Annotated in this window: 19 protein-coding genes; 13 read left to right on the top strand and 6 right to left on the bottom strand. The window is 67.4% G+C overall.

What is annotated here, in order from left to right:
• Window positions 1-94: 94 nt before the first annotated feature.
• The gene (locus tag sphst_RS06900; RefSeq protein ID WP_234387500.1) at window positions 95-733 is read right to left on the bottom strand and encodes a hypothetical protein; all 639 of its coding nucleotides are present in this window, start codon (window positions 731-733) and stop codon (window positions 95-97) included.
• A 119-nt stretch (window positions 734-852) separates the two neighbouring features.
• Between sphst_RS06900 and ispH the strand changes: the two genes are divergently transcribed.
• Genes ispH through rnhA form a run of 3 tightly spaced genes read left to right on the top strand, consistent with a single transcriptional unit; the run spans window position 853 to window position 3,288 of the window.
• On the top strand, window positions 853-1,863 hold the full coding sequence (gene ispH / locus sphst_RS06895) for a 4-hydroxy-3-methylbut-2-enyl diphosphate reductase (protein ID WP_081877646.1): 1,011 nt from the start codon (window positions 853-855) through the stop codon (window positions 1,861-1,863).
• A 1-nt stretch (window position 1,864) separates the two neighbouring features.
• Window positions 1,865-2,815, top strand: coding sequence for a homoserine kinase (gene thrB, locus sphst_RS06890; protein WP_107045341.1), 951 nt, complete (start codon window positions 1,865-1,867; stop codon window positions 2,813-2,815).
• Window positions 2,812-3,288, top strand: a complete 477-nt coding sequence (gene rnhA, locus sphst_RS06885; RefSeq protein WP_051916473.1) for a ribonuclease HI — start codon at window positions 2,812-2,814, stop codon at window positions 3,286-3,288. The genes thrB and rnhA overlap by 4 nt, the downstream gene beginning before the upstream one ends.
• A 17-nt stretch (window positions 3,289-3,305) precedes the next feature.
• Here rnhA and sphst_RS06880 read toward each other — a convergent pair whose 3' ends face one another.
• A complete protein-coding gene (locus sphst_RS06880; RefSeq protein ID WP_107045340.1) occupies window positions 3,306-4,388 on the bottom strand; it encodes an NAD(P)/FAD-dependent oxidoreductase in 1,083 nt (360 codons plus the stop codon).
• Complete coding sequence (locus tag sphst_RS06875; RefSeq protein ID WP_107045339.1) at window positions 4,385-5,401, bottom strand: alpha/beta fold hydrolase; 1,017 nt, start codon at window positions 5,399-5,401, stop codon at window positions 4,385-4,387. The genes sphst_RS06880 and sphst_RS06875 overlap by 4 nt, the downstream gene beginning before the upstream one ends.
• A 48-nt stretch (window positions 5,402-5,449) precedes the next feature.
• On the opposite strand from sphst_RS06875, the gene sphst_RS06870 reads away from it, so the two are divergent.
• From sphst_RS06870 to sphst_RS06835, 8 genes are read left to right on the top strand one after another with little or no spacing between them, the layout of a single operon-like run.
• The gene (locus sphst_RS06870; RefSeq protein ID WP_031395063.1) at window positions 5,450-5,944 is read left to right on the top strand and encodes an A24 family peptidase; all 495 of its coding nucleotides are present in this window, start codon (window positions 5,450-5,452) and stop codon (window positions 5,942-5,944) included.
• Window positions 5,945-5,993: 49 nt separating this feature from the next.
• Complete coding sequence (cpaB, locus tag sphst_RS06865) at window positions 5,994-7,049, top strand: Flp pilus assembly protein CpaB (protein WP_107045338.1); 1,056 nt, start codon at window positions 5,994-5,996, stop codon at window positions 7,047-7,049.
• Window position 7,050: 1 nt separating this feature from the next.
• Window positions 7,051-8,649 carry a type II and III secretion system protein family protein gene (locus sphst_RS06860; RefSeq protein ID WP_234387499.1) on the top strand — a complete coding sequence of 533 codons (1,599 nt, stop codon included), beginning with the start codon at window positions 7,051-7,053 and terminating at the stop codon, window positions 8,647-8,649.
• Window positions 8,650-8,684: 35 nt separating this feature from the next.
• Window positions 8,685-9,320, top strand: coding sequence for a CpaD family pilus assembly protein (locus tag sphst_RS06855; protein WP_031392856.1), 636 nt, complete (start codon window positions 8,685-8,687; stop codon window positions 9,318-9,320).
• Window positions 9,320-10,612: an AAA family ATPase gene (locus sphst_RS06850; RefSeq protein WP_107045336.1), complete on the top strand. Its 1,293-nt coding sequence runs from the start codon at window positions 9,320-9,322 to the stop codon at window positions 10,610-10,612. The genes sphst_RS06855 and sphst_RS06850 overlap by 1 nt, the downstream gene beginning before the upstream one ends.
• Before the next feature lie 53 nt (window positions 10,613-10,665).
• Window positions 10,666-11,637, top strand: a complete 972-nt coding sequence (locus tag sphst_RS06845; RefSeq protein ID WP_107045335.1) for a type II secretion system F family protein — start codon at window positions 10,666-10,668, stop codon at window positions 11,635-11,637.
• 7 nt (window positions 11,638-11,644) lie between these two features.
• A complete protein-coding gene (locus sphst_RS06840; RefSeq protein WP_192070668.1) occupies window positions 11,645-12,640 on the top strand; it encodes a type II secretion system F family protein in 996 nt (331 codons plus the stop codon).
• A gap of 54 nt (window positions 12,641-12,694) precedes the next feature.
• Complete coding sequence (locus tag sphst_RS06835) at window positions 12,695-13,096, top strand: hypothetical protein (RefSeq protein ID WP_043156674.1); 402 nt, start codon at window positions 12,695-12,697, stop codon at window positions 13,094-13,096.
• Between the two features lie 205 nt (window positions 13,097-13,301).
• Here the strand turns inward: sphst_RS06835 and ppdK are convergent, their stop codons facing one another.
• The 3 genes from ppdK to sphst_RS06820 form a co-directional block, all read right to left on the bottom strand.
• Complete coding sequence (gene ppdK, locus sphst_RS06830) at window positions 13,302-15,965, bottom strand: pyruvate, phosphate dikinase (RefSeq protein WP_031393690.1); 2,664 nt, start codon at window positions 15,963-15,965, stop codon at window positions 13,302-13,304.
• Between the two features lie 63 nt (window positions 15,966-16,028).
• A complete protein-coding gene (glyS, locus tag sphst_RS06825) occupies window positions 16,029-18,245 on the bottom strand; it encodes a glycine--tRNA ligase subunit beta (RefSeq protein WP_031393691.1) in 2,217 nt (738 codons plus the stop codon).
• 124 nt (window positions 18,246-18,369) lie between these two features.
• Complete coding sequence (locus tag sphst_RS06820) at window positions 18,370-19,209, bottom strand: glycine--tRNA ligase subunit alpha (protein ID WP_031393692.1); 840 nt, start codon at window positions 19,207-19,209, stop codon at window positions 18,370-18,372.
• 203 nt (window positions 19,210-19,412) lie between these two features.
• Here sphst_RS06820 and sphst_RS06815 point away from each other — a divergent pair, with 203 nt between their 5' ends.
• Window positions 19,413-20,279 (top strand): TraB/GumN family protein, encoded by an 867-nt coding sequence (locus sphst_RS06815; RefSeq protein WP_051916317.1) that lies wholly within the window; start codon window positions 19,413-19,415, stop codon window positions 20,277-20,279.
• A 255-nt stretch (window positions 20,280-20,534) separates the two neighbouring features.
• Window positions 20,535-21,233 (top strand): 50S ribosomal protein L25/general stress protein Ctc, encoded by a 699-nt coding sequence (locus sphst_RS06810; RefSeq protein ID WP_043156676.1) that lies wholly within the window; start codon window positions 20,535-20,537, stop codon window positions 21,231-21,233.
• The last annotated feature ends 171 nt before the right edge of the window (window positions 21,234-21,404 follow it).

Here is a 21,404-nt window from a genome sequence, read left to right as displayed (position 1 = left end):
TGGCGGTCGCCAATATGGATCCCCGCCTGCGCGGGGATGACATGGAAGGTTGTCACCCCATCACCGGATGCCCGCCCCGGTTTCAGAAGGCGACTCAGCGGGTGGCGTTGTACTTCAGCTGGTCGGCGGTCAGCTGGAACCCGACCAGCGTCTCGAAGCTGGCGCGCAGCACCGCCTGCCGCACCTCGGGCGTGCTCAGTGGATCGACCGCCGCATCCTCGTCGCCGGCCTTGCGCTTGCGCGTCAGCTTCTCGCGGACGTCCGCCGACAGCGTTGCCGCTGCACGCGTGATCGTTGCCGTACCCTGGGCATTCGCCTCCGCCCGCAGCTGGCCTGCATCGAAGTGCAGCGTCACACGGCCGACGCGCTTGGCCACGACCGCGCTGCCGCCGCGCACCACGGTCACAAAATAGGGCAGCACGACGTCGCGCGCCGCATCGGCCCGCGCACGCCGCGCCTGGACGGTGAACGTCACGTTCGTCAGGATCGGGTCGTTCGCGTCGACGCAGGTCGAACGGACATTGGTCATCAGCGCGGTGACGTCGATCGCCGACTGGTCGCGGCTGGTGACGGGGTCGAACACGGTGATGTCCCCGGTCGCGGCGGGCACCGCGACGGTCGGGCATGCGGTGCGGATCGCGGAGATGCCGCCGGTCGCGTCGATCTCTCCCTTGGAAGCGCAACCGCCGAGGGCGAGCGCGAGGATCGATGCGGCAAGGATGGGGGCTTTCACGGGGACGCGTACCTTCTCGAACGAGCGAAAGGGCCTGCGCAACCGCACCGGCCCCTGTCATCGCGCACCATAGGAACCGGCTTTCGTCCAGGCAAGCAATCGCGTAGAGCCCGACGACTATGAGCATCCCCCCAGAGCCCATCGCAAACCCCGCAACCACGCTCGCAGAGCCGACCGTGCGCGGCGACAAACCCGCGCTCGAACTGCTGATCGCGGCGCCGCGCGGCTTCTGCGCCGGCGTCGACCGCGCGATCCGCATTGTCGAGCTGGCGATCGAGAAGCACGGCGCGCCGGTCTATGTCCGCCACGAGATCGTCCACAACAAGTTCGTCGTCGACACGCTGAAGGCGCAGGGCGCGGTGTTCGTCGAGGATCTGAGCGAGGTGCCCGACGATGCGCCGGTGGTGTTCTCCGCGCACGGCGTCCCCAAGTCGGTGCCGCTCGACGCGCAGGCGCGCGGGCTTGAATATCTCGATGCGACCTGCCCGCTGGTCTCGAAGGTCCATCGCCAGGCCGAGCGGTTGGTCGCGCAGGGGCGGCACATCGTGTTCATCGGCCATGCCGGCCATCCCGAGGTTATCGGCACCTTCGGCCAGGTGCCCGAGGGCGCGATGTCGCTGATCGAAACGGTCGAGGATGCGGAAGTCTTCGCGCCGATCGACCCCGCCAATCTCGCCTTCCTGACGCAGACCACGCTGTCGGTCGACGACACCGCGGCGGTCGTCGCGACGCTGCAGCGACGTTTCCCCGAGATGCTGCCGCCGCGTGGCGAGGACATCTGCTACGCGACCTCGAACCGCCAGGCCGCGGTCAAGGCGATCGCGCATGGGTGTGACGCGATGCTGGTGATCGGCGCGCCCAATTCGTCCAATTCGGTGCGGCTGGTCGAGGTCGCGCAGCGCGAAGGCACGCCCGCGATGCTGATCCAGCGCGCCAGCGAACTCGACTGGGATTTCCTCGCCGGGGTCGGCACGCTCGGCATCACCGCAGGTGCGTCCGCGCCCGAGCTGCTGGTCCGCGAACTCGTCACGCGCCTCGCCGAGCGGTTCGAGGTGTCCGAGCGCGAGGTCGAGACGACGCGCGAGACGATCGCCTTCAAGCTGCCCCGCGGGCTCGAAGCCGCCGCCTAGCATGGCGGTCTATACGCAGGTCTCGGCCGAGGCGCTCGGAACGTTCCTCGCGCGGTACGACCAGGGCGCGCTGGTCTCTGCCAAGGGGATCGCCGAGGGGGTGCAGAACAGCAACTACCTCGTCGAGACCACCGCGGACCGCTTCATCCTGACGCTGTACGAGGAATGGACGTCGACCGACGACCTGCCCTTCTTCCTCGCGATGCTCGATCATCTGGCGGCGGCGGGCAATCCGGTGCCGCGCGCGCTGCCCGATCGCGACGGTATCGCGATCCAGCAGCTCGCCGGGCGCTCGGCCTGTCTGATCGAGTTCCTGACCGGCGTGTCGGTGTCGCACCCGACACCCGCACAGGCACGCGCGGCCGGTGCGGCGATGGGCCAGCTCCATGCCGGGCTGGCGGACTTCGCACCGACCCGCGCCAACCCGCTGGGCGCCGACACCTGGCGCCCGCTGCTCGAGCGGTGCGGTGCTGGGATCGACACGATCGAACCCGGGCTGTTCGCGCGGATTGAGGCAGCGCTGGCGCGGGTGCTGGCACAGTGGCCGCGCGACCTGCCGGTGGCGGCGATCCATACGGACCTGTTCCCCGACAATGTCCTGATGCTCGGCGACCGCGTGACCGGGGTAATCGACTTCTATTTCGCCTGCACCGACATCCGCGCCTATGACCTGGCAGTGATGCACAGCGCCTGGGCGTTCGACGCGACCGGCGAGCGTTACGATCCCGCGATCGGCGCGGCGCTGATCGCGGGCTATGAAAGCCGGTTCGCGTTGTCCGATGCGGAGCGCGCCGCACTGCGGATCCTCGCGCGGGGCGCCTGCCTGCGCTTCCTGCTGACGCGCGCCTGGGACTGGGTCAACACGCCGGCCGATGCGCTGGTGACGCGCAAGGATCCGCTCGCCTATTGGCGGCGGCTCGAAGCCTATCTCAAGGACGACCTGTTCGCATGACCGACGACGCTGCCGCGACAACGATGACCAAGGTCGAGATCTATACCGATGGCGCCTGCAAGGGGAATCCGGGACCGGGCGGCTGGGGCGCGGTGATCCGGATGGGCGCGCACGAGAAGGAATTGTCGGGCGGCGAGCCGCAGACGACGAACAACCGGATGGAGATGACTGCGGCGATCGAGGCGCTCAACATCCTCACCCGGCCCTGCGCGGTGACGCTGTACACTGACAGCAAATATGTGATGGATGGCCTGACCAAATGGGTGAAGGGCTGGCAGCGCAACGGCTGGAGGACCGCGGACAAGAAGCCGGTGAAGAACGCCGAGCTGTGGCACGCGCTGCTCGCCGCGGTCGCGCGGCACAAGATCGAGTGGCAATGGGTCAAGGGCCATGCCGGCCACCCCGAGAACGAACGCGCCGATACGCTCGCCAGCAACGCCGCGATCGCCGCTATGGCACCGGGCCGCCGCTAGGCTGACACGAAACGGCGTTAGAAACGACGGGGCGAATAGCGGTGCGGATCGATCCCCGCCACCGCAGGATCAGGCGACGTCCCAAGCAGCAACGCGGCCGCAAGACGCGCCGCCGCCGGTGCAGTCTGGATGCCAAAGCCGCCCTGCCCCGCGCACCAGAAGAAGCCGGGTTCGCTCGGGTCGAAACCATAAACTGGCAGCCGGTCGGGCGCGAAGGTCCGCAGGCCCGCCCAGCGGCGTTCGACCTGTGTGACCTGCCAGTCGACCGCCTGTTCGAGCCGGTCGATCGCGATCGCGACGTCGATCTCCTCGGGCGCGGCATCGCAGGGGTCGGTCGGCGTCTCGTCATGCGGGCTCAGCCAGAGGCGCCCGCCAGGCTCGGGCTTGAAATAGAAGCCACCTGAAATGTCGGCAATATGCGGCATGCCCGCCGCGGCTGCGGGATCAGTCCGCAGCTGGACCATCGTCCGCCGGTAGGGCTGAAGTCCGATTGGTGCAACGCCCGCGCGCTGCGCGACGGTATCGGCCCAGGCCCCCGCCGCATTGACCAGCACGGCGGCGCGAAACGTCCCCGCGGACGTCTCGATGCTCCACTGCCCCGAGTCGCGGCGCGCCGCGTTCAGCGCGGCCCCAGTGACGAGATCGGCGGCGCCCCGCCGCGCGGTCACCAGGTCGTGCGCATGCAACCCGGCGACATCGATATAGGCGCAACTCGGCTCGCGCACGCCGAGCGTCCAGTCGGGGCGCAGCCCCGGAAGGAACGCCGCCGGATCGACCCGGTCGAGCTGCACGTCGCTATCGCTGAATTCGGCGAGGAACCGGTCGATCGCGGGCGCGTCCTGCGCACGGCCGATATGAAGCGAGCCCAGCGGCTGGAGATGCCCCCCGGCCCTGAGCACCGGGCCCGACGCGGTCGTCAGCGGCTGGATGTCGGGGCCACCATAGGTTTCCGACCAGAAGGCCGCGGACCGCCCCGTCGCGTGGTAGCCCGGCATGTCCTCCGCCTCGAGCAGCAGCACGCGCGCATGCGGCGCGAGCATCGCGGCGAGGCTAACCCCGGCCATTCCCGCGCCGACGATCGCGACGTCGTAGACTTTCATCGGCGCGGCACCGTGTCGTCGAGGAACGCGTCGAGTGCGGCGAGCGCGCGGTCACGCACAGCATCCGATTCGCGCAGGATTTCATGCGCCGATTCAGGTCCGAAGCGCACCAGCCGCGCGTCGCGCAGCCGCTCGACGATCCGGACCGCGGCATGCGGATCGACCAGCTTGTCGGCATCCGCGAGCAGCATCAGCACCGGCGTAGCGATCGTCTCGACGCGCGGATCACAGGCGAGCGCAGCGGACCCGGCGAATGCTTCGGACAGCCAAGTCCAGCTCGGCGGACCGAGCTGCAGGTCGGGCTGCGCCTCGTGCCACCAGCGTTCGTCGTGATAGCGGTCGGCGTCGTGGGTGAGCAGACGCTGGCGCGAAGCGACGGGGCCGGGCCGCTCGTTCTGGCGCCAGGCCGCGCGGATCGGCGCACGCCGCGCCATGTAGCGCGCGATCCGGCCGCTCAGCCGCGCGCCGAGTGGAGAGCGCAGTCCCAGCATCGGTGCGACGAGGATCGCCGCCGCCGGGTCGATCGTCCCCGCCGTCAGCGCGCGCATCACCATCAGCCCGCCCATCGAATGGCCTAGGATCGCCGTCGGGATGCCGCCATCGCCTTCGCCGCGCCATTGATGCCAGAAGCCGGCGAGATCGGCATCGTAGGTCGCGAAGTCGTCGACATGGCCGACATAGGGGTCGGGGGACAGCCGCCCCGACCCGCCCTGCCCGCGCCAGTCAAGCGAGGTCACCGACCAGCCGACGCTGCGCAGATGCGCGATCGTCTCGAGATATTTCTCGAAACTGTCGCCGCGACCGGCCTGGAAGAGAAAACGTCCGCGCGGATTCGGTGCCGGCCAGTCGAACCGCCTCAGGCTCCAGCCATCGGCAGCGACCCAGCGACTGACGCGGGCATCGTCGGGAATCGCGCGCCGACTCGCGGCGGGCACGATCGGTACGACGGTGGTGCGGGCATGCGGACGGGCCGGACCGGAGACGGGCCCGGAGGTCGGATCAGAATCGAACATCGGCGACACAGTTACTTTTTCGAAAGCCATACCCGCTAAATGTAGTGCATGGGGTCGACGTTTACTCTTCCAATTCTACTTTTTCTGCTCGCCGGGCTGCTTGTCCTCGCTGCGATCGAGGACGCACGGACGCGGGAGATCGCCAATGCGAAGACCGCCGCGATCGTGCTGCTCGCGCCCTTGTGGTGGTGGGCCAACGGCCTGTCACCCTGGCCCGACATGGCGATCCAGATCGGGATCGCCGCGGCGGTCTTCGCGCTGTTCTGCATCGCTTTTCATTTCGGGCTGATGGGCGGCGGCGACGTCAAGCTGATCGTCGCGCTGTCGCTGTGGCTGCCGTTCGGCGCGTTCATGGCGATGCTGATGGTCATGTCGATCGCGGGCGGCGTGCTGACCGCGGGGATGCTGATCGCAAGGAAGCTGGCCATGCGCCGCGCCGATTCGGGCGTCGAAAACGCCGCGATCGAGGTGCCCTATGGCATCGCGATCGCCTTTGCAGGGCTCGTCGCGGTCCACGAACCACTCCTTAACTCCCTGCGGTAGATACTTAATGTTCGATCAATCACACGGCGCCCGAAAGGCACGATGAGTCATGGATAGTCGCAAGCTCATATTGCTGGTCGGTGCGTTGATCGTGGCGGCGGTCACGGCCTTCTTCGCCCGCACGCTGATCGCGGGCAGCGCAGCCCCGCAGGCGACCGCGGTGGCGATGCAGCCCGTGGTGATCGACGGCCCGGAAGTGCTGGTCGCGACCCGCGCGCTGCCGGTCGGCACGATCCTCGACGCGACCGCATTGAAGTTCCAGCCCTGGCCCAAGGAACTCGTCGACAACGCTTATTACCTGAAGGACAAGACCGACCTGAAGGCGCTGCAGGGCACCGTGGTGCGCAACATGATCACCGCGGGCCAGCCGGTGACGCAGGGCGCGCTGGTCAAGCCCGGCGACCGCGGCTTCCTCGCGGCCGCGCTCGGGCCCGGCATGCGCGCGGTGACGGTCCCCGTCTCGGAACAGGCGTCGGTCGCGGGCTTCGTGTTCCCGGGCGACCGGATCGACCTGGTGCTGACCCAGGCGGTGGCGGGCGGCGGCGACGGCGATCCGTTGAAGGTGTCGGAGACGATCATGCGCAATGTGCGCGTGCTCGCGACCGACCAGCGCACCGACAACAAGGTCGGCGACGACGGCAAGACCGTCGTCAGCACCTTCTCGACGGTCACGGTCGAGACGACGCCCAAGATGGCCGAGGAGATCGCAGTCGCGCAGACGGTGGGCACGCTGTCGCTGTCGCTGCGGTCGATCGCGGACAATGCGGGCGAACTCGAGGACGCGATCGCGTCGGGCAGCGTGAGCGTGCCCGCGGGGTCGGATCCCAAGGCGGATGCGCGCGTGCTGCTGCGTCTCGCGAGCCAGCCCTCGTCGGGAGCGAGCAGCTACGTCACCGGCGCGGACGTGTCGCGCTACCAGCGCAGCACCGTGCCGGGCAAGGCGGTCGCGTCCGGCGGTCCGGGCGGCTCGGCACAGATGATGATGCCGGCTGGCGTACCCGGCGGCGCGCCGGCGGGAGGCCCTTCGGGCGCGATCGCGTCGGGCCCGGTCGTCCGGGTCGCCCGCGGCAACAGCATGACCATCGTTCCGGTGGGGGGGAAGTAAGATGCGTACGAGCAAGACAGGGATGCGGGCGTCGCTCGGCTGGTCGTTCGCCGCGGTGCTCGCCGCGGCAGGCACCGCGCCCTCCGCGCCGGCCATCGCGCAGGCGCAGGTCTCGGCCGCTCCCGCCGGGCTGGTTCAGGTCAATACCGGGCGTGGCCGGCTGGTGACGCTGTCGCGGCCGATGAGCGACCTCTTCGTCGCCGACGACACGATCGCCGACGTCCAGGTCCGCTCGCCGACCCAGCTCTACATCTTTGGCAAGAAGACCGGCGAGACGACGATCTCGGCGACGGCCAAGGGCGGCGCGATTGTCTACAGCTCGACGGTGCGGGTCGGCAACAATCTCGATTCGATCCAGCAGATGCTCGGGCTGGCGATGCCCGAGGCGCAGGTCGTCGCGACGCCGATGAACGGGCTGGTCCTGCTCACCGGCACGGTCGCCGCGCCCGAGGATGCGGCGGAGGCCGAACGGTTGGTCCAGGCGTTCGTCGGCGATGCGACCAAGGTCCTGTCGCGTCTCAAGACCGCGACGCCGCTCCAGGTCAATCTGCAGGTCCGCGTCGCCGAGGTTTCGCGCAGCTTCGTCAAGACGATCGGCGTCAACCTGACCAGCCGCGGATCGGGCAATTTCCTCTTCAACATCGCGCAGGGGCGGCAAGGCACGATCACCACCGTGCCCGGCGTCGTCGGCATCCCCGGCGCGGCAGTCGACGTGAACGGCGCGGTGCCCGGCAACACGCTGTTCGGCTTCCCTGCCAAGTCCACCACCGGCTCCACGATCGGGATGGCCGGGCGCCTGCTCGGGCTCGACCTGCTCGCGGCGATCGATTTGGGCGAGCAGACCGGACAGGTCTCCACGCTCGCCAACCCGAACCTCACCGCGCTGTCGGGCGAGACCGGGACGTTCCTCGCGGGCGGCGAAGTGCCGATCCCGATTGCGCAGGCGCTGGGCACGGTGTCGGTCGAGTATAAGCAATATGGCGTCAGCTTGGCCTACACCCCGACCGTACTCTCTGACGGCCGCATCTCGCTTCGCGTCCGCCCGGAGGTCTCGCAGCTCGATTATTCCAATGCGGTCACGCTGAACGGCACCCGCGTGCCGGGGCTGACGACGCGGCGGACCGAGACGACGGTCGAGCTCGGCTCGGGCCAGAGCATGATGATCAGCGGGCTGCTGTCGAACAACCACAACAACACCTATGACAAGACGCCGGGGCTCGCGAGCCTGCCGATCATCGGCGCGCTGTTCCGCTCCAACAGCTTCCAGCGCAACGAGACCGAGCTGGTGGTGATCATCACCCCCTATCTGGTCAAGCCGGTCAACAACCCGGCGGACATCGCGCTGCCCACCGACGGCTACAAGGCACCGACCGATGCCGGCCGGGTCCTGCTCGGCGATCTCGGCGGCGGAACGACGGGCGGGCGCCGGCCGGTGCCGAGCGTCGCGCCGATGGGCTATGCGAACCCCGCAATCGGCGCTGCCGCCCCGGTCGGCCCCATCCCGACCCGCGACCCGCAGCAGCCGGCTCTCACGACGGGCACCAAGCCGAGCACGAAGACGAGCAAGGGCGCCACGCCGATGCCCGGCTTCTCCAACTGATCCCGCGCCGCGCCATGTTTCAAGGACTTCGCACGATGACGAAACACCCGATCCTGCTGCTATCGCTCGGATCCGCGCTGCTGCTCGGCGGCTGTATGGGAACCGAGAATCGCGGTCTCGAATCGGTCCACCAGCCGGTCGTGAGCCGCGCCAACTATGCGGTCGACCTCGGCACCGCCGGCGGCACGCTGGCGCAGGGCGAGGCGCGGCGGCTGGCGGGATGGATGACGACGATGCGGGTCGGCTATGGCGACCGCGTCGCGATCGACGATCCTGCGGGCGAAGCACCGATGGCGCGCGCCGAGATCGCCGACGTCGTCGCGGGCTATGGCCTGTTGCTGTCCCCCGACACCCCGGTCACGCAGGCGCCGGTCAGCCCCGGCGCGATCCGGATCGTCGTCACGCGGATGCGCGCCGATGTCCCCGGTTGCCCCGACTGGTCGCGCGACGCGAGCATCGACATCGCCAGCCACACCTCGTCCAACTATGGGTGCGCGATGAACCGCAACCTCGCGGCGATGGTCGCGCGGCCCGAGGATCTGGTCCGCGGCTCCGGCGACGCCGAGACCTATGACCCGGCCTCCTCGTTCAAGGCGATCGATGTGTATCGCCGCGCGGTGCCGACTGGCGCAAACAACGCGCTGCGGTCCGAAACCGCAGGGGGCAAGTGATGAACGCACCCTGGAAGCCCGCAGGCATCGCGCACCGCGAGCCCTTCGCCGCCTATGTCTGCGATGAACCGACCGCCGAGGCGCTGCGCCCGATCGCGGCCGAACTCGGCTGGTCGGTCGACAAGGTCAGCAAGGGTGGCCTGCGCAACGCGATCCAGTCGCTGTCGGTGTCCGCCAGCCCGCAGATCCTGTTCGTCGACCTCGCCGAATCGGGCGATCCGCTCAACGACATCAACGCGCTGGCCGAAGTATGCGAGCCCGGCACGGTGGTGATCGCGGCGGGCCAGGTGAACGACGTCCGGCTCTACCGCGATCTCGTCGCCAGCGGGATCCAGGACTATCTGCTCAAGCCGCTGCACCCCGACATGCTGCGCGAGGCGTTCGGCCATGCGCAGGCGATGCTCAGCGCGCCCAAGCATGTCGAGCATGCCCCCGCGCGACCGCAATGCTCGATCGCGATCATCGGCACGCGCGGCGGCGTCGGCGCATCGACGATCGCGACCTCGGTCGCCTGGCTGATCGCGGAGAAGGAACAACGCGCGACCGCGCTGCTCGATCTCGACGTGCATTTCGGCACCGGCGCGCTGTCGCTCGATCTCGAGCCGGGCCGCGGGCTGACCGATGCGATCGAGAATCCGAGCCGGATCGACGGGCTGTTCATCGAGCGCGCGATGGTCAAGGCGTCGGAAAAGCTGTCGGTGCTGAGCGCGGAGGCGCCGATCAACGCGCCGCTGATGACCGACGGCGCCGCCTTCTATCAGCTGCAGGAGGAGATGTGTGCGGCGTTCGACTGCACCATCGTCGACCTGCCGCGCGGCATGCTGGTCCAGCATCCGCATCTGATCAGCGAGGTCCACCTCGCGGTGCTCGTCACCGATCTGACGCTGGCGGCGGCGCGCGACACGATCCGCCTGCTGTCGTGGATGAAGTCCAACGCGCCCAAGACCCGGGTGCTCGTGCTCGCCAACCGGATGCATGCCGGCGGCCAGCTCGAGATCAGCCGCAAGGATTTCGAGGGCTCGATCGAGCGCCGGATCGATCATGTCGTGGTGTTCGACCAGAAGCTCGCGGCGCAGGCCGCCAAGCTCGGCAAGCCGATCGTCGAGGCCGGCAAGACGTCGAAGACGATCGCGCCGATCGTCGCGCTCGTCACCGAACTGATGGTCGCGGTCGATGCCACCGGTACGGAGGCTGCGAGCGCCAAGACGCCCCGCCGGTCGGGCGGCGTCTCGCTGCTCGGCAAGTTCAGCGACCTGAAGGGGCTGATGGCCAAGCGGGCGACCAAGTCGTGACGCCGCGCTGGCCGCGGATGCACGCCGATCGGCCACGGAAGGCCTAGGCGACGATGGACATGCTTCCCGTCATCATGGTCGCGCTGGGCGGCTGCACCGTGCTCGGCCTGCTGCTGTACGCCTTCGCCGGCCCCTCCGCCGGGCGCGCGCAGACGCGCCGGGTCGCGTCGCTGCGCATGCGCCACGGCGACGGCGTCGCCATGCCCGAGGCGCAGATGCGCCGGATCGCGATGGCAGGCGACACGCGGATGGATCTGGCGGTCGGGCGGTTCCTGCCCAACCGTGCCGAGCTTGCCAAGCGGCTGGCGATGACCGGCAAGGACTGGACCGTCGGCCAATATGGCATGGCGACCGCCGGGCTGACGCTGGTCGTCGCATTCCTGATGCTGGTGCGTGGCATGCCGATCTTCCTCGCGCTGTTCGTCGGCCTGTTCGTCGGCATCGGCATCCCGCATCTGGTGGTCGGCAAGGTCCTCAAGCGCCGGGTCGCCAAGTTCACGCAGAAGTTTCCCGACGCGATCGAGCTGCTGGTGCGCGGCTTGCGCTCCGGTCTGCCGATCAGCGAGACGATCGGCGTCGTCGGCGCCGAGGTCGATGGTCCGGTCGGCGAGGAATTCCGATCGGTCAGCGACAAGATGAAGATCGGCCGGACGATGGACGTCGCGCTGCAGGAAACCGCGGACCGGCTCGGCACGCCCGAATTCCAGTTCTTCGTCATCACCATCGCGATCCAGCGCGAGACCGGCGGCAATCTGGCAGAGACGCTCGCCAACCTCGCCCACGTATTGCGGATGCGCGCGCAGATGAAGCTGAAGATCAAGGCGATGTCGTCCGAGTCCAAGGCATCGGCCTATATCATCGGCGCGCTGCCGTTCATCGTGTTCGGGCTGATCTGGTTCATCAACGGTACGTACATGCAGAAGTTCTTCATCGACGAACGGCTGATGGTGATCGGCATGGGCGGGCTGTGCTGGATGGCGATCGGGTCGTTCATCATGTCCAAGATGATCAGCTTCGAGATTTAGGATCAGGATGATGGGTGAGACCGCCGGACCTATGCTGCTCGGATTCGACGTCCTTTGGGTCGCGACGATCCTGTCGGGAATCGCCGCCTTCGCGGTGATGGTGGCGATCTATGCCGCCACCACGGTCAGCGATCCGATGGCCAAGCGGGTCAAGGCGCTCAACGATCGTCGTGAACAGCTGAAAGCTGGCATCACGGCGTCGACCAAGCGGCGTGCCAAGCTCGTGCAGCGCCACGATGCCGCGGACCGTATGCGCGGCTGGCTGTCGTCGATGAAGGTCCTGCAGGACAGCCAGGTCAAGGCGGTCCAGGTCAAGCTGGCGCAGGCGGGGATCCGGTCGAAGGAATGGGCGCCCGCGGTGATCTTCGGGCGGCTCGTCCTGCCGATCGTGATCGGCGGCGCGATGGTCATCTGGGTCTATGGCACGGACGGCTTCGCGACGTGGAGCCCGCTCAAGAAATACGGGCTCGTCGCGGTCAGCTTCATCCTCAGCTACAAGGCCCCCGACCTGTATCTCGACAACAAGATCACCAAGCGCACCGATGCGATCCGCAAGGGCCTGCCCGACGCGCTCGACCTGCTGGTGATCTGTGCGGAGGCGGGGCTGACGATCGATGCGGCGTTCCACCGCGTCGCGCGCGAACTCGGCCGCGCCTATCCCGAACTGGGCGAGGAATTCACGCTGACCGCGATCGAACTGGGCTTCCTGACCGACCGGCGCAGCGCGTTCGAGAATCTCGCCGGCCGTGTGAAGCTCGACGCGGTAAAGGGCGTCGTCACGACGATGGTCCAGACCGAGAAATACGGCACGCCCCTCGCCTCCGCACTCCGCGTGCTGTCGAACGAGTTTCGCAACGAACGGATGATGCGCGCCGAGGAAAAGGCCGCGCGGCTGCCGGCGATCATGACCGTGCCGCTGATCCTGTTCATCCTGCCCGTGCTGTTCGTCGTCATCCTCGGGCCGGCGGCCTGTTCGATCTCGGATGCGTTGCTCAAGAGCTGAGGCAACCGCAGCCGCAGCGGTTCGTTGAGCCCCCGTAACAGGAGGGTTTTCACGATGCCGTTGTTTTCCACACCGACGCAGTTCGCCGCACTGGGGCTGGTCCTGATCGCGGGCTGGCTGCTGGGCCTCGCCAGCCATCCCGGCGGCAAGAAGTGGAAGGCGCGCTACCTCGCCGAGCGCGATGCCCATGGCGCGACCCGCAAGGAGACCGACCTGCGCGCGAGTGCCGCCGAACAGCGTGCGGTCGAGGCGGAGCATGAGAATGCGCGATTGGTGAAGGCGGCAGCGGCAGCGCCGGTGGCGGCCCCAGTGGCAGCGCCCGTCGCACGGACGACGGCGGCGCCCGTCTCGCGTGACCGGGATGTGGCCTATTCGGACGGCTATGCAACGGGCCGGCCGGGCTATGTGACCGACGGCACCAAGCGCGGTTGGTTCGACTTCAACCAGCGTCGGTGAGCGTTCGGGGGGCGGTGTTCCCCCACTCCTCGTACTCCCGCGAAGGCAGGAACCCAGTCTGGATCCCCGCCTTCGCGGGGAGGCAGTCTATTTTTCACTACCCCGGCGGAGGCCGGGGCCCAGTTGGGGATGTTAGGTAACTGTGGACGGGTCCTAGTTACTCTGGACATTCCACCTGGGCCCCGGCCTTCGCCGGGGTGGTTATTTATTCCCTGTTCAGTGCCGCCTGCGCCGCCGCAAGCCGCGCGATCGGCACGCGGTACGGGCTTGCCGACACGTAATCGAGCCCGACCTTCTCGCAGAATGCGATGCTCGCCGGGTCACCGCCATGCTCGCCGCAGATGCCGAGCTTGATGCCCGATCGCGTCTTGCGGCCACGCTCGGCGGCGATCTCGATCAGTTCGCCAACACCCTCAACGTCGATGCTGACGAACGGGTCCTTCGCATAGATGCCCTGTTCGACATAGGCGCCGAGGAACCGCGCCGCATCGTCGCGGCTGACGCCCAGCGTCGTCTGCGTCAGGTCGTTGGTGCCGAACGAGAAGAACTCGCCGACTTCCGCGATCTCCCCTGCCCGCAGCGCGGCGCGGGGCAGCTCGATCATCGTGCCGACCAGATATTCGATCGTCCGGCCCTTGTCGGCGAACACCGCCTGCGCGGCCTTGTCGACGACCGCCTTCATCAGCTCCAGCTCGCGGCGGGTCGCCACCAGCGGGATCATGACCTCGGGGATCGGGGCCGCGCCGGACTTCTCCGCGACGTCGACCGCCGCCTCGAAGATCGCACGCGCCTGCATCTCGTAGATCTCGGGATAGGTCACGCCGAGACGGCAGCCGCGATGGCCGAGCATCGGGTTGAACTCGTGCAGCTCGGCCGCGCGACGCTTCAGCGTGTCGACGTCGATCCCCGCCGCGGTCGCGACCTCGGCGAACTCGGACTCCTCGTGCGGCAGGAATTCGTGGAGCGGCGGATCGAGCAGACGGATCGTCACCGGCAGCCCGGCCATCACCTCGAGGATCTCGGTGAAGTCCTTGCGCTGTTCTGGAAGCAGCTTCTCGAGCGCGGCGCGACGGCCCTTCTCGTCGCTCGCCAGGATCATCTGGCGGACGTTGGTGATGCGGCTGCTCTCGAAGAACATGTGCTCGGTGCGGCACAGCCCGACGCCTTCCGCGCCGAACTCGCGCGCGACGCGGCAATCCTCGGGCGTCTCGGCATTGGCACGGACCTTGAGGCGACGAACCTCGTCCGCCCAGGTCATCAGCGTGCCGAAATCACCCGACAGCTCGGGCTGCACAGTCGCAACCGCGCCGATCATCACCTCGCCGGTGCTGCCGTCGATCGTGAGCAGGTCGCCCTCCTTCACCTCACGGCCGCCGCAGCGCATGATCTTCGCCTTGGTGTCGATCGACAGCGTGCCCGCGCCCGAAACGCACGGGCGCCCCATGCCGCGCGCGACGACAGCCGCATGGCTGGTCATCCCGCCGCGTGCGGTCAAGATGCCGCGCGCGGCGTGCATCCCATGAATGTCGTCGGGCGAGGTCTCGGTCCGGACGAGGATCACCGCGACGCCGTCGGCAGCCTTCTTCTCCGCCGCATCCGCATCGAACACCACCGCGCCCGAGGCCGCGCCCGGTGAGGCGGGAAGCCCCTTGGTCAGCACGTCGCGCTTGGCATTGGGATCGAGCGTCGGGTGGAGCAGCTGGTCGAGCGCCATCGGCTCGACGCGCAGGATCGCTTCCTCGCGCGTGATCAGGCCCTCATTCGCCATGTCGACCGCGATCTTGAGCGCGGCCTTGGCGGTCCGCTTGCCCGCGCGCGTCTGGAGCATCCAGAGCTTGGTCTTCTCGACCGTGAACTCGATGTCCTGCATGTCGCGGTAATGGTTTTCGAGCGTGTCGAACACACCCGCGAGCTGGCCGTACACCTCGGGCATCGCCTCTTCCATCGAGGCGGCCTTGGCGCCGGCATCCTCGCGCGCGACCTTGGTCAGATATTGCGGGGTGCGGATGCCGGCGACGACGTCCTCGCCCTGCGCGTTGATCAGGAACTCGCCGTAATAGGCGCGGTCGCCCTTCGACGGATCGCGCGTGAACGCGACGCCGGTCGCCGAGGTGTCGCCCATGTTGCCGAACACCATCGCCTGGATGTTGACCGCGGTGCCCCAGCTGGCGGGAATGTCGTTGAGCCGGCGATAGACCTTCGCCCGCTCCGACTGCCACGAGCCGAACACCGCACCGACCGCGCCCCAGAGCTGGTCGTGGACGTCCTGCGGGAAGGGCTTGCCCCAGAGCTTTTCGACGAGGCCCTTATATTCGGTGACCAGCGCGCGCAGGTCGTCCGCGCTCAGCTCGGTGTCGAGCGTGAAGCCCTGGTCTTCCTTGGCGATCTCGAGCGCCTCCTCGAACGCGCCGTGATCGAGTTCGAGGACGACATCGGCATACATCTGGATGAAGCGGCGATAGCTGTCCCAGGCGAAGCGCGCGTCCTCGGACTTGGCGGCGAGGCCCTCGACCGTCTCGTCGTTGAGCCCGAGGTTGAGGACGGTGTCCATCATCCCCGGCATCGAGGCGCGGGCACCCGAGCGGACCGAAACGAGCAACGGGTCGGCGGCGTCGCCGAACACCTTGCCGGTCACGCCCTCGATATGCGCGAGGCCGGTGGCGACCTCGTCGCGCAGGCCCTGCGGGAACTGGCCGCCCTCGTCATAATAGACCGCGCAGAAATCGGTTGAGATCGTGAAACCCGGCGGCACCGGCAGGCCGATCGACGCCATCTCGGCGAGGTTCGCGCCCTTGCCGCCGAGCAGGTTCTTGTCGCCCTTGCCGCCGTCCGAAACACCGCCGCCGAAACGGTACACATATTGGGTCATCGCAGGTCCTCTAGGTGTTGTTGCGCGCAAGGCGGCAGAGAATGTCTTTGCAAGCGGGGCGGGTCAGCCCTCGATCTTCGAAAAGTCCGCGACGTTGTGCACTGCGGCGCGAATACGCTCAAGTAGCGCGAGACGGGCGGAGCGCTTGGCGGGATCGGGGTCGTTGACGATAACGCTATCAAAGAACGCATCGATCGGCGCCCGCAGCGACGCGAGCGCGGCCATCGCCGCGGCGAAATCTTCGGCCGCGATTGCTGCAGTTGCGCGGGGTTCGGCGGCGTCGAGCGCGGACTGGAGCGCGGCCTCTGCGGATTCGGGCGCATACTGCTCCCTCTCCCCTGCGCGGAGAGGGGGAGCAGAAGGGGCCTCCTTCTTCAGAATATTGGCCGCGCGCTTGTAGCCGGCGAGCAGGTTCTTCCCATCCTCGGTCGATATAAAATTCGCGAGCGCTTTGGCCCGCGCTTCGACCCGATCAACGCGGTCGTCGCTTCCAGTGCCCCAACCGGTGGAAGCTTGGACATAGTCATAGCGGATGCCGGCTTCACGCAGCTGAACGCCGAGACGATCATGCAGAAAGTCGGAGAGTACTATACCGAGCGCAGCATTCTCTTCCCCAGACCAAGCGCGAGCTGCCGCGTCGATCTTGAACTTGAGATTGGCCGTTTGAATCGTCCGCAAGACACCCAGAGCTGCCCTTCGCAAAGCGAACGGGTCCTTCGAGCCAGTTGGAAACAGCTCGACGGCAAAGAACGAGAATAGCGTATCCAGCTTGTCCGCCAGGCTGACCGCGACCGTCACCGGGTCAGTCGGGACGTCATCGCCCTGCCCGACCGGCTTGTAATGATCGCGGATCGCGGCGGCGACGGCGGGGTGCTCGCCTTGGGCTGCGGCGTAGTAGCCGCCCATCAGGCCCTGCAATTCGGGGAACTCGCCGACCATGCCGGTTACGAGATCCGCCTTGGCGAGACGCGCGGCGCGTTCGGCGAGGGTGGCGAGTTCCGCCCGGGCCTCGGGCGTTTCTTCTGTTCCCCGGCGGACGCCGGGGTCCAGGTGGGAAGCCTGTTGTGACGGCGCGCCGGCCTCAGCCAAGGCGCCGTTCCCAACTGGGCCCCGGCCTTCGCCGGGGAACAAAGAGGTAGCGGAGGACGAACTCGTACCCCCGACGATACCCTCTTCGACCAACCAGCGTGCGAGCTTGGCGACGCGGTCGACCTTGTCCGCCACCGTACCGAGCTTTTCGTGGAAGACGATCTTCTCGAGCTTCCCCGCCTGCTCTTCGAGCGGCACCTTCAGGTCGGTGTCGTAGAAGAATTTCGCATCCGACAGACGAGCGGCGAGGACCTTGCGGTTGCCCTCGACGATCTTCGCGCCGCCGTCGTGCGCGGCGATGTTAGCGGTACAGACGAACGCGTTCGCCAGCGTCCCGTCGGCGCTGCGGCACACGAAATATTTCTGGTTCACGCGCGCGGTAAGCCGGATCACCTCGGGCGGCACGTCGAGAAACGCCGGATCGAACCGGCCGAGCAGCGGGATCGGCCATTCGGTGAGCCCGGCATTCTCGGCGACGAGGCCCTCGTCCTCGATCAGTTCGAGCCCGGCCTGCATCGCAGCCTCGCGCGCGTGATCGCGGATCAGCGTCGCGCGCTCGTCCTGGTCGACGATGACGTGGCAGGCGCGCAGCTTCTCGACATAGTCGTGTGCGCCGCCGATCGTGATCTGGTACGGATGGTGGAAGCGATGGCCGAGCGTGGCGGCGCCGCTTGCGATGCCGGCGATCTCGAACGGCACGATCTCTTCGCCGAGCAGCGCGACGATGCCCTGCAGCGGGCGGACCCATCGCAGCGATTCGGTGCTGGCGGAGGCATCGCCCCAGCGCATCGACTTGGGCCAGGGAAACGCGCGGACGATCGCGGGGATCGCCTCGGCAAGCACGTCCGCGGTGGCGCGGCCGGGCTTTTCGGTGACCGCGAAGAACGTGCCGCCGCGATCGACCAGTTGCTCGCGCGTGAGACCGGTCTTGCGCAGGAACCCTTCGAGCGCCTGCGGGGGGGCCGACGTCTTGGGGCCCTTCACCTCTTCAGACACCGCAGCAGTCTCGATCGGCAGATCGCGCGCGATCAGCGCCAGGCGGCGTGGCGTCGCATAGGTGACGAGCACGCTGGTGGCGATCCCGGCCTTGGCGAGCTCGGCGGTGAACAGCTTCGCGAGATCCTCGCGCGCCTTCGCCTGCATACGGGCGGGGATTTCTTCGGAGCGGAGCTCCAGGAGGAAGTCGGTCATTCGGGCTCACCGGTCGGAGCAAAAACACTCTGCGTTCTCTGCGTCTCTGCGCGACAATCTGTTCGCGCGGAGGCGCAGAGAACGCGGAGAGAAGAAGAGATACAGCCTGCGGCGCAGGGGCGCATCACGCCGCCCATCCGTGTTTGTCCATCCAGGCGGCGCAGGCGCCTTTCGCCAAGTCGCGGACGCGGCCCATATAGGCCTGGCGTTCGGCGACCGAGATCACCCCGCGCGCCTGCAGCAGGTTGAAGACGTGGCTGGCCTTGATCGCCTGCTCATAGGCCGGGATCGGCAGCTTGTGGCTCAAGCTGTTCTCGCATTCGGCGACGTGCTTGCGGAACTGGTCGAACAGCGAGTCCGTGTCGGCGATCTCGAAGTTCCACTTCGACATCTCCTGCTCGTTCTCCAGGAACACCTCGCCATAGGTCACGCCTGCGTCGTTGAACGCGAGGTCGTAGACGCTGTCCTTGTCCTGGATATACATCGCCAGCCGCTCGAGCCCGTAGGTCAGCTCGCCCGCGACGGGCTTCATGTCGAAGCCGCCCATCTGCTGGAAATAGGTGAACTGCGTCACCTCCATGCCGTCGCACCAGACCTCCCAGCCGAGCCCCCAGGCACCGAGCGTCGGGCTCTCCCAATCATCCTCGACGAAGCGGATGTCGTGCTTCAGCATGTCGATGCCGATCGCAGCGAGCGAGCCCAGATAGAGTTCCTGGAGGTTCGCCGGCGATGGCTTCAGGATCACCTGATACTGGTAATAATGCTGGAGCCGGTTCGGATTTTCGCCGTAGCGGCCATCCGTGGGACGGCGACAGGGCTGGACGAACGCGGCGTTCCACGGTTTCGGACCGAGCGCGCGCAGCGTCGTCGCGGTGTGGAACGTGCCCGCACCCATTTCCATGTCATAGGGCTGCAGGATCAGGCACCCGTGATCACTCCAATAGTCATGGAGCGTGAGGATCATGCGCTGGAAGCTAAGAGGCTTTTTCAGGGGCTGGGTCACGCGCGGGCTTTGGCGGATGGGGGTGCGCGAGGCAAGTGGTGCGTTGCGATCGCGCATCCTACATGGGGCCGACCAACGATGAGGATGCCCTCCCCTTGAAGCTGTTTTCCCGACTCGCGTCGCTTCGCTCCGCCCCGCTGCGCTCGACGCTGTCCGCCATCGCGATGGCGTTCGCGCTGCCCGCCTGCGCACAGGTCGCGCCAAAGCCCGTGGAGGCGGCGAACGATGCCGATCCCGCCCTGTGGGTGGTGAAGGACAAGGACACGACGATCTACCTGTTTGGGACAATCCATGTGCTCAAACCCGGCATGACGTGGTTCGACGAGGCGGTGAAGACCGCGTTCGACCGCTCGCAGCAGGTCGTGCTCGAGCTGGTGATGCCCGATCCCGCCAAGATGCAGACCTTGGTCATGGCGACCGGCGTGACGAAGGACGGGCCGACGCTGACCGAACAGCTGCCCGCGGACAAGCGCGCGGCCTATGCCAAGGCGGTGACGGATCTGGGGTTGCCGGCGAACGCGTTCGATCGGTTCCGCCCGTGGCTCGCGGCAACGAACCTGTCGATCGCGCCACTGTCGAAGCTTGGCTATGATGCGGCGAACGGGCCGGAGCAGGTGATCACTGCCGCGGCCAAGGCGGCGGGCAAGCCGGTGACGGGGCTGGAGACCGCGGAGCAGCAGCTGGGCTATTTCGGCGGGCTGTCGCAACAGGCGCAGCTGCAGTTCCTCGGCAGCACGATCGACGAACTCCCCAAGCTCGAGACGACGATGGCGACGATGGTCGACGAATGGGCGAAGGGCGATCCCGAGGCGCTCGCGCGCGAAATGAACGAAAGCCTGAAGGACTCGCCCGAGGTGGCAAAGGCCCTGCTGATCGATCGCAACGCCCGATGGGCGGAGTGGGTCGCGAACCGGATGAAGTCGCCGGGGACGGTGTTCGTCGCGGTCGGCGCCGGCCATCTGGCGGGGCAGGACAGCGTTCAGGCGCAGTTGGCGAAGCTTGGCGTGAAGGCGGAGCGGGTGAAGTATTGAGCGACTTACCCTCTCCCCTCGGGGGAGAGGGAGGGAGGAGCCGTAGGCGACGGAAGGGTGAGGGCACGCGTCTGTGGCGGACCGTGCCCTCACCCTTCCGCACGCACGTGCGTGCGGGCCCCTCCCTCTCCCCTGAGGGGAGAGGGGGAATATTGCGTTTGCGCTCTTCTTCCGCTATGCGCCCGCGCTTCCGGTCCATGGTCATCCCTGGAGGCGTGGGCGGGAAGAACAACAAACGAGTTTCGGAGAATATCGATGAGCGACCAGTTGACGCTCGCAGCCGAGACGCGTGACCGGGTTGGCAAGGGAGCCTCCCGGGCGCTGCGTCGTGATGGCCGCGTGCCTGCCGTGATCTACGGCCTGAACAAGGAACCCACCTCGGTTCACCTCGAGGAAAAGGCGCTGATGAAGGCGCTGATGACCGGCCACTTCATGAATTCGGTCGTGATGGTCAACGGCGTGCGCACGCTGCCCAAGGACGTTGCGTTCCACCCGGTCACGGATCGCCCGATCCATGTCGACTTCCTGCGCATCGGCGAGCATTCGACCGTCACGGTCGCCGTGCCGATCGTGTTCACCGACGAGGACGACGCACCGGGCATCAAGAAGGGCAAGGGCGTCCTCAACATTACGCGCCATGAGGTCGAGCTGGTCGTCGACGCATCGGACATCCCGAGCGAGATCTCGATTTCGCTAGCCGGCATGGAAATCGGTGATTCGATCCATATCAGCGACGTGACGCTGCCCAAGGGCGCGACGCCCGCGATCGACGACCGCGACTTCGCGATCGCCACGATCGTGCCGCCGACCGTCCCGACCGTCGAGGACGAAGAGCTCGAGGCTGAAGTCGCCGAGGCGCAGGCTGCCGAGGCTGCTTCGGACGAAGAGCCCGTGGTCGAGCCTAACGACGATCACAACGACGACGACAAGATCACGCCGCAGAAGAAGGACTAATCTCCTTCGTCTTCGGACGATCTGGCGGGCGGGAAAGCTAGGGCTTTCCCGCCCGTTTCGTTTTGTAAGCCATTCCGCCCACCCAAAAAACCGTCATCCCCGCGCAGGCGGGGATCCAGACCCTCGGACCTTCCTATGGAATCGAGAGGTTTGCCACTATGGGTTCCCGCC

The sequence above is a fragment of the Sphingomonas sp. STIS6.2 genome (assembly GCF_000732685.2).
GTDB lineage: Bacteria > Pseudomonadota > Alphaproteobacteria > Sphingomonadales > Sphingomonadaceae > Sphingomonas > Sphingomonas aerolata.
The sequence above is the reverse complement of the archived record's forward strand: the minus strand, read 5'-3'. Positions and strand labels throughout refer to the sequence as shown.

Excerpts from the sequence above, each read along its gene's own strand:
- sphst_RS06840 (WP_192070668.1), top strand. The coding sequence starts at position 11,645 with ATGATGGGTGAGACCGCCGGACCTATGCTGCTCGGATTCGACGTCCTT.
- sphst_RS06875 (WP_107045339.1), bottom strand. The coding sequence starts at position 5,401 with ATGTTCGATTCTGATCCGACCTCCGGGCCCGTCTCCGGTCCGGCCCGT.
- sphst_RS06815 (WP_051916317.1), top strand. The coding sequence starts at position 19,413 with ATGGCGTTCGCGCTGCCCGCCTGCGCACAGGTCGCGCCAAAGCCCGTG.
- sphst_RS06870 (WP_031395063.1), top strand. The coding sequence starts at position 5,450 with ATGGGGTCGACGTTTACTCTTCCAATTCTACTTTTTCTGCTCGCCGGG.
- sphst_RS06810 (WP_043156676.1), top strand. The coding sequence starts at position 20,535 with ATGAGCGACCAGTTGACGCTCGCAGCCGAGACGCGTGACCGGGTTGGC.
- cpaB (WP_107045338.1), top strand. The coding sequence starts at position 5,994 with ATGGATAGTCGCAAGCTCATATTGCTGGTCGGTGCGTTGATCGTGGCG.
- sphst_RS06860 (WP_234387499.1), top strand. The coding sequence starts at position 7,051 with ATGCGTACGAGCAAGACAGGGATGCGGGCGTCGCTCGGCTGGTCGTTC.
- ppdK (WP_031393690.1), bottom strand. The coding sequence starts at position 15,965 with ATGACCCAATATGTGTACCGTTTCGGCGGCGGTGTTTCGGACGGCGGC.
- sphst_RS06880 (WP_107045340.1), bottom strand. The coding sequence starts at position 4,388 with ATGAAAGTCTACGACGTCGCGATCGTCGGCGCGGGAATGGCCGGGGTT.
- sphst_RS06855 (WP_031392856.1), top strand. The coding sequence starts at position 8,685 with ATGACGAAACACCCGATCCTGCTGCTATCGCTCGGATCCGCGCTGCTG.
- glyS (WP_031393691.1), bottom strand. The coding sequence starts at position 18,245 with ATGACCGACTTCCTCCTGGAGCTCCGCTCCGAAGAAATCCCCGCCCGT.
- sphst_RS06820 (WP_031393692.1), bottom strand. The coding sequence starts at position 19,209 with ATGATCCTCACGCTCCATGACTATTGGAGTGATCACGGGTGCCTGATC.
- sphst_RS06845 (WP_107045335.1), top strand. The coding sequence starts at position 10,666 with ATGGACATGCTTCCCGTCATCATGGTCGCGCTGGGCGGCTGCACCGTG.
- ispH (WP_081877646.1), top strand. The coding sequence starts at position 853 with ATGAGCATCCCCCCAGAGCCCATCGCAAACCCCGCAACCACGCTCGCA.
- thrB (WP_107045341.1), top strand. The coding sequence starts at position 1,865 with ATGGCGGTCTATACGCAGGTCTCGGCCGAGGCGCTCGGAACGTTCCTC.
- sphst_RS06835 (WP_043156674.1), top strand. The coding sequence starts at position 12,695 with ATGCCGTTGTTTTCCACACCGACGCAGTTCGCCGCACTGGGGCTGGTC.
- sphst_RS06850 (WP_107045336.1), top strand. The coding sequence starts at position 9,320 with ATGAACGCACCCTGGAAGCCCGCAGGCATCGCGCACCGCGAGCCCTTC.
- rnhA (WP_051916473.1), top strand. The coding sequence starts at position 2,812 with ATGACCGACGACGCTGCCGCGACAACGATGACCAAGGTCGAGATCTAT.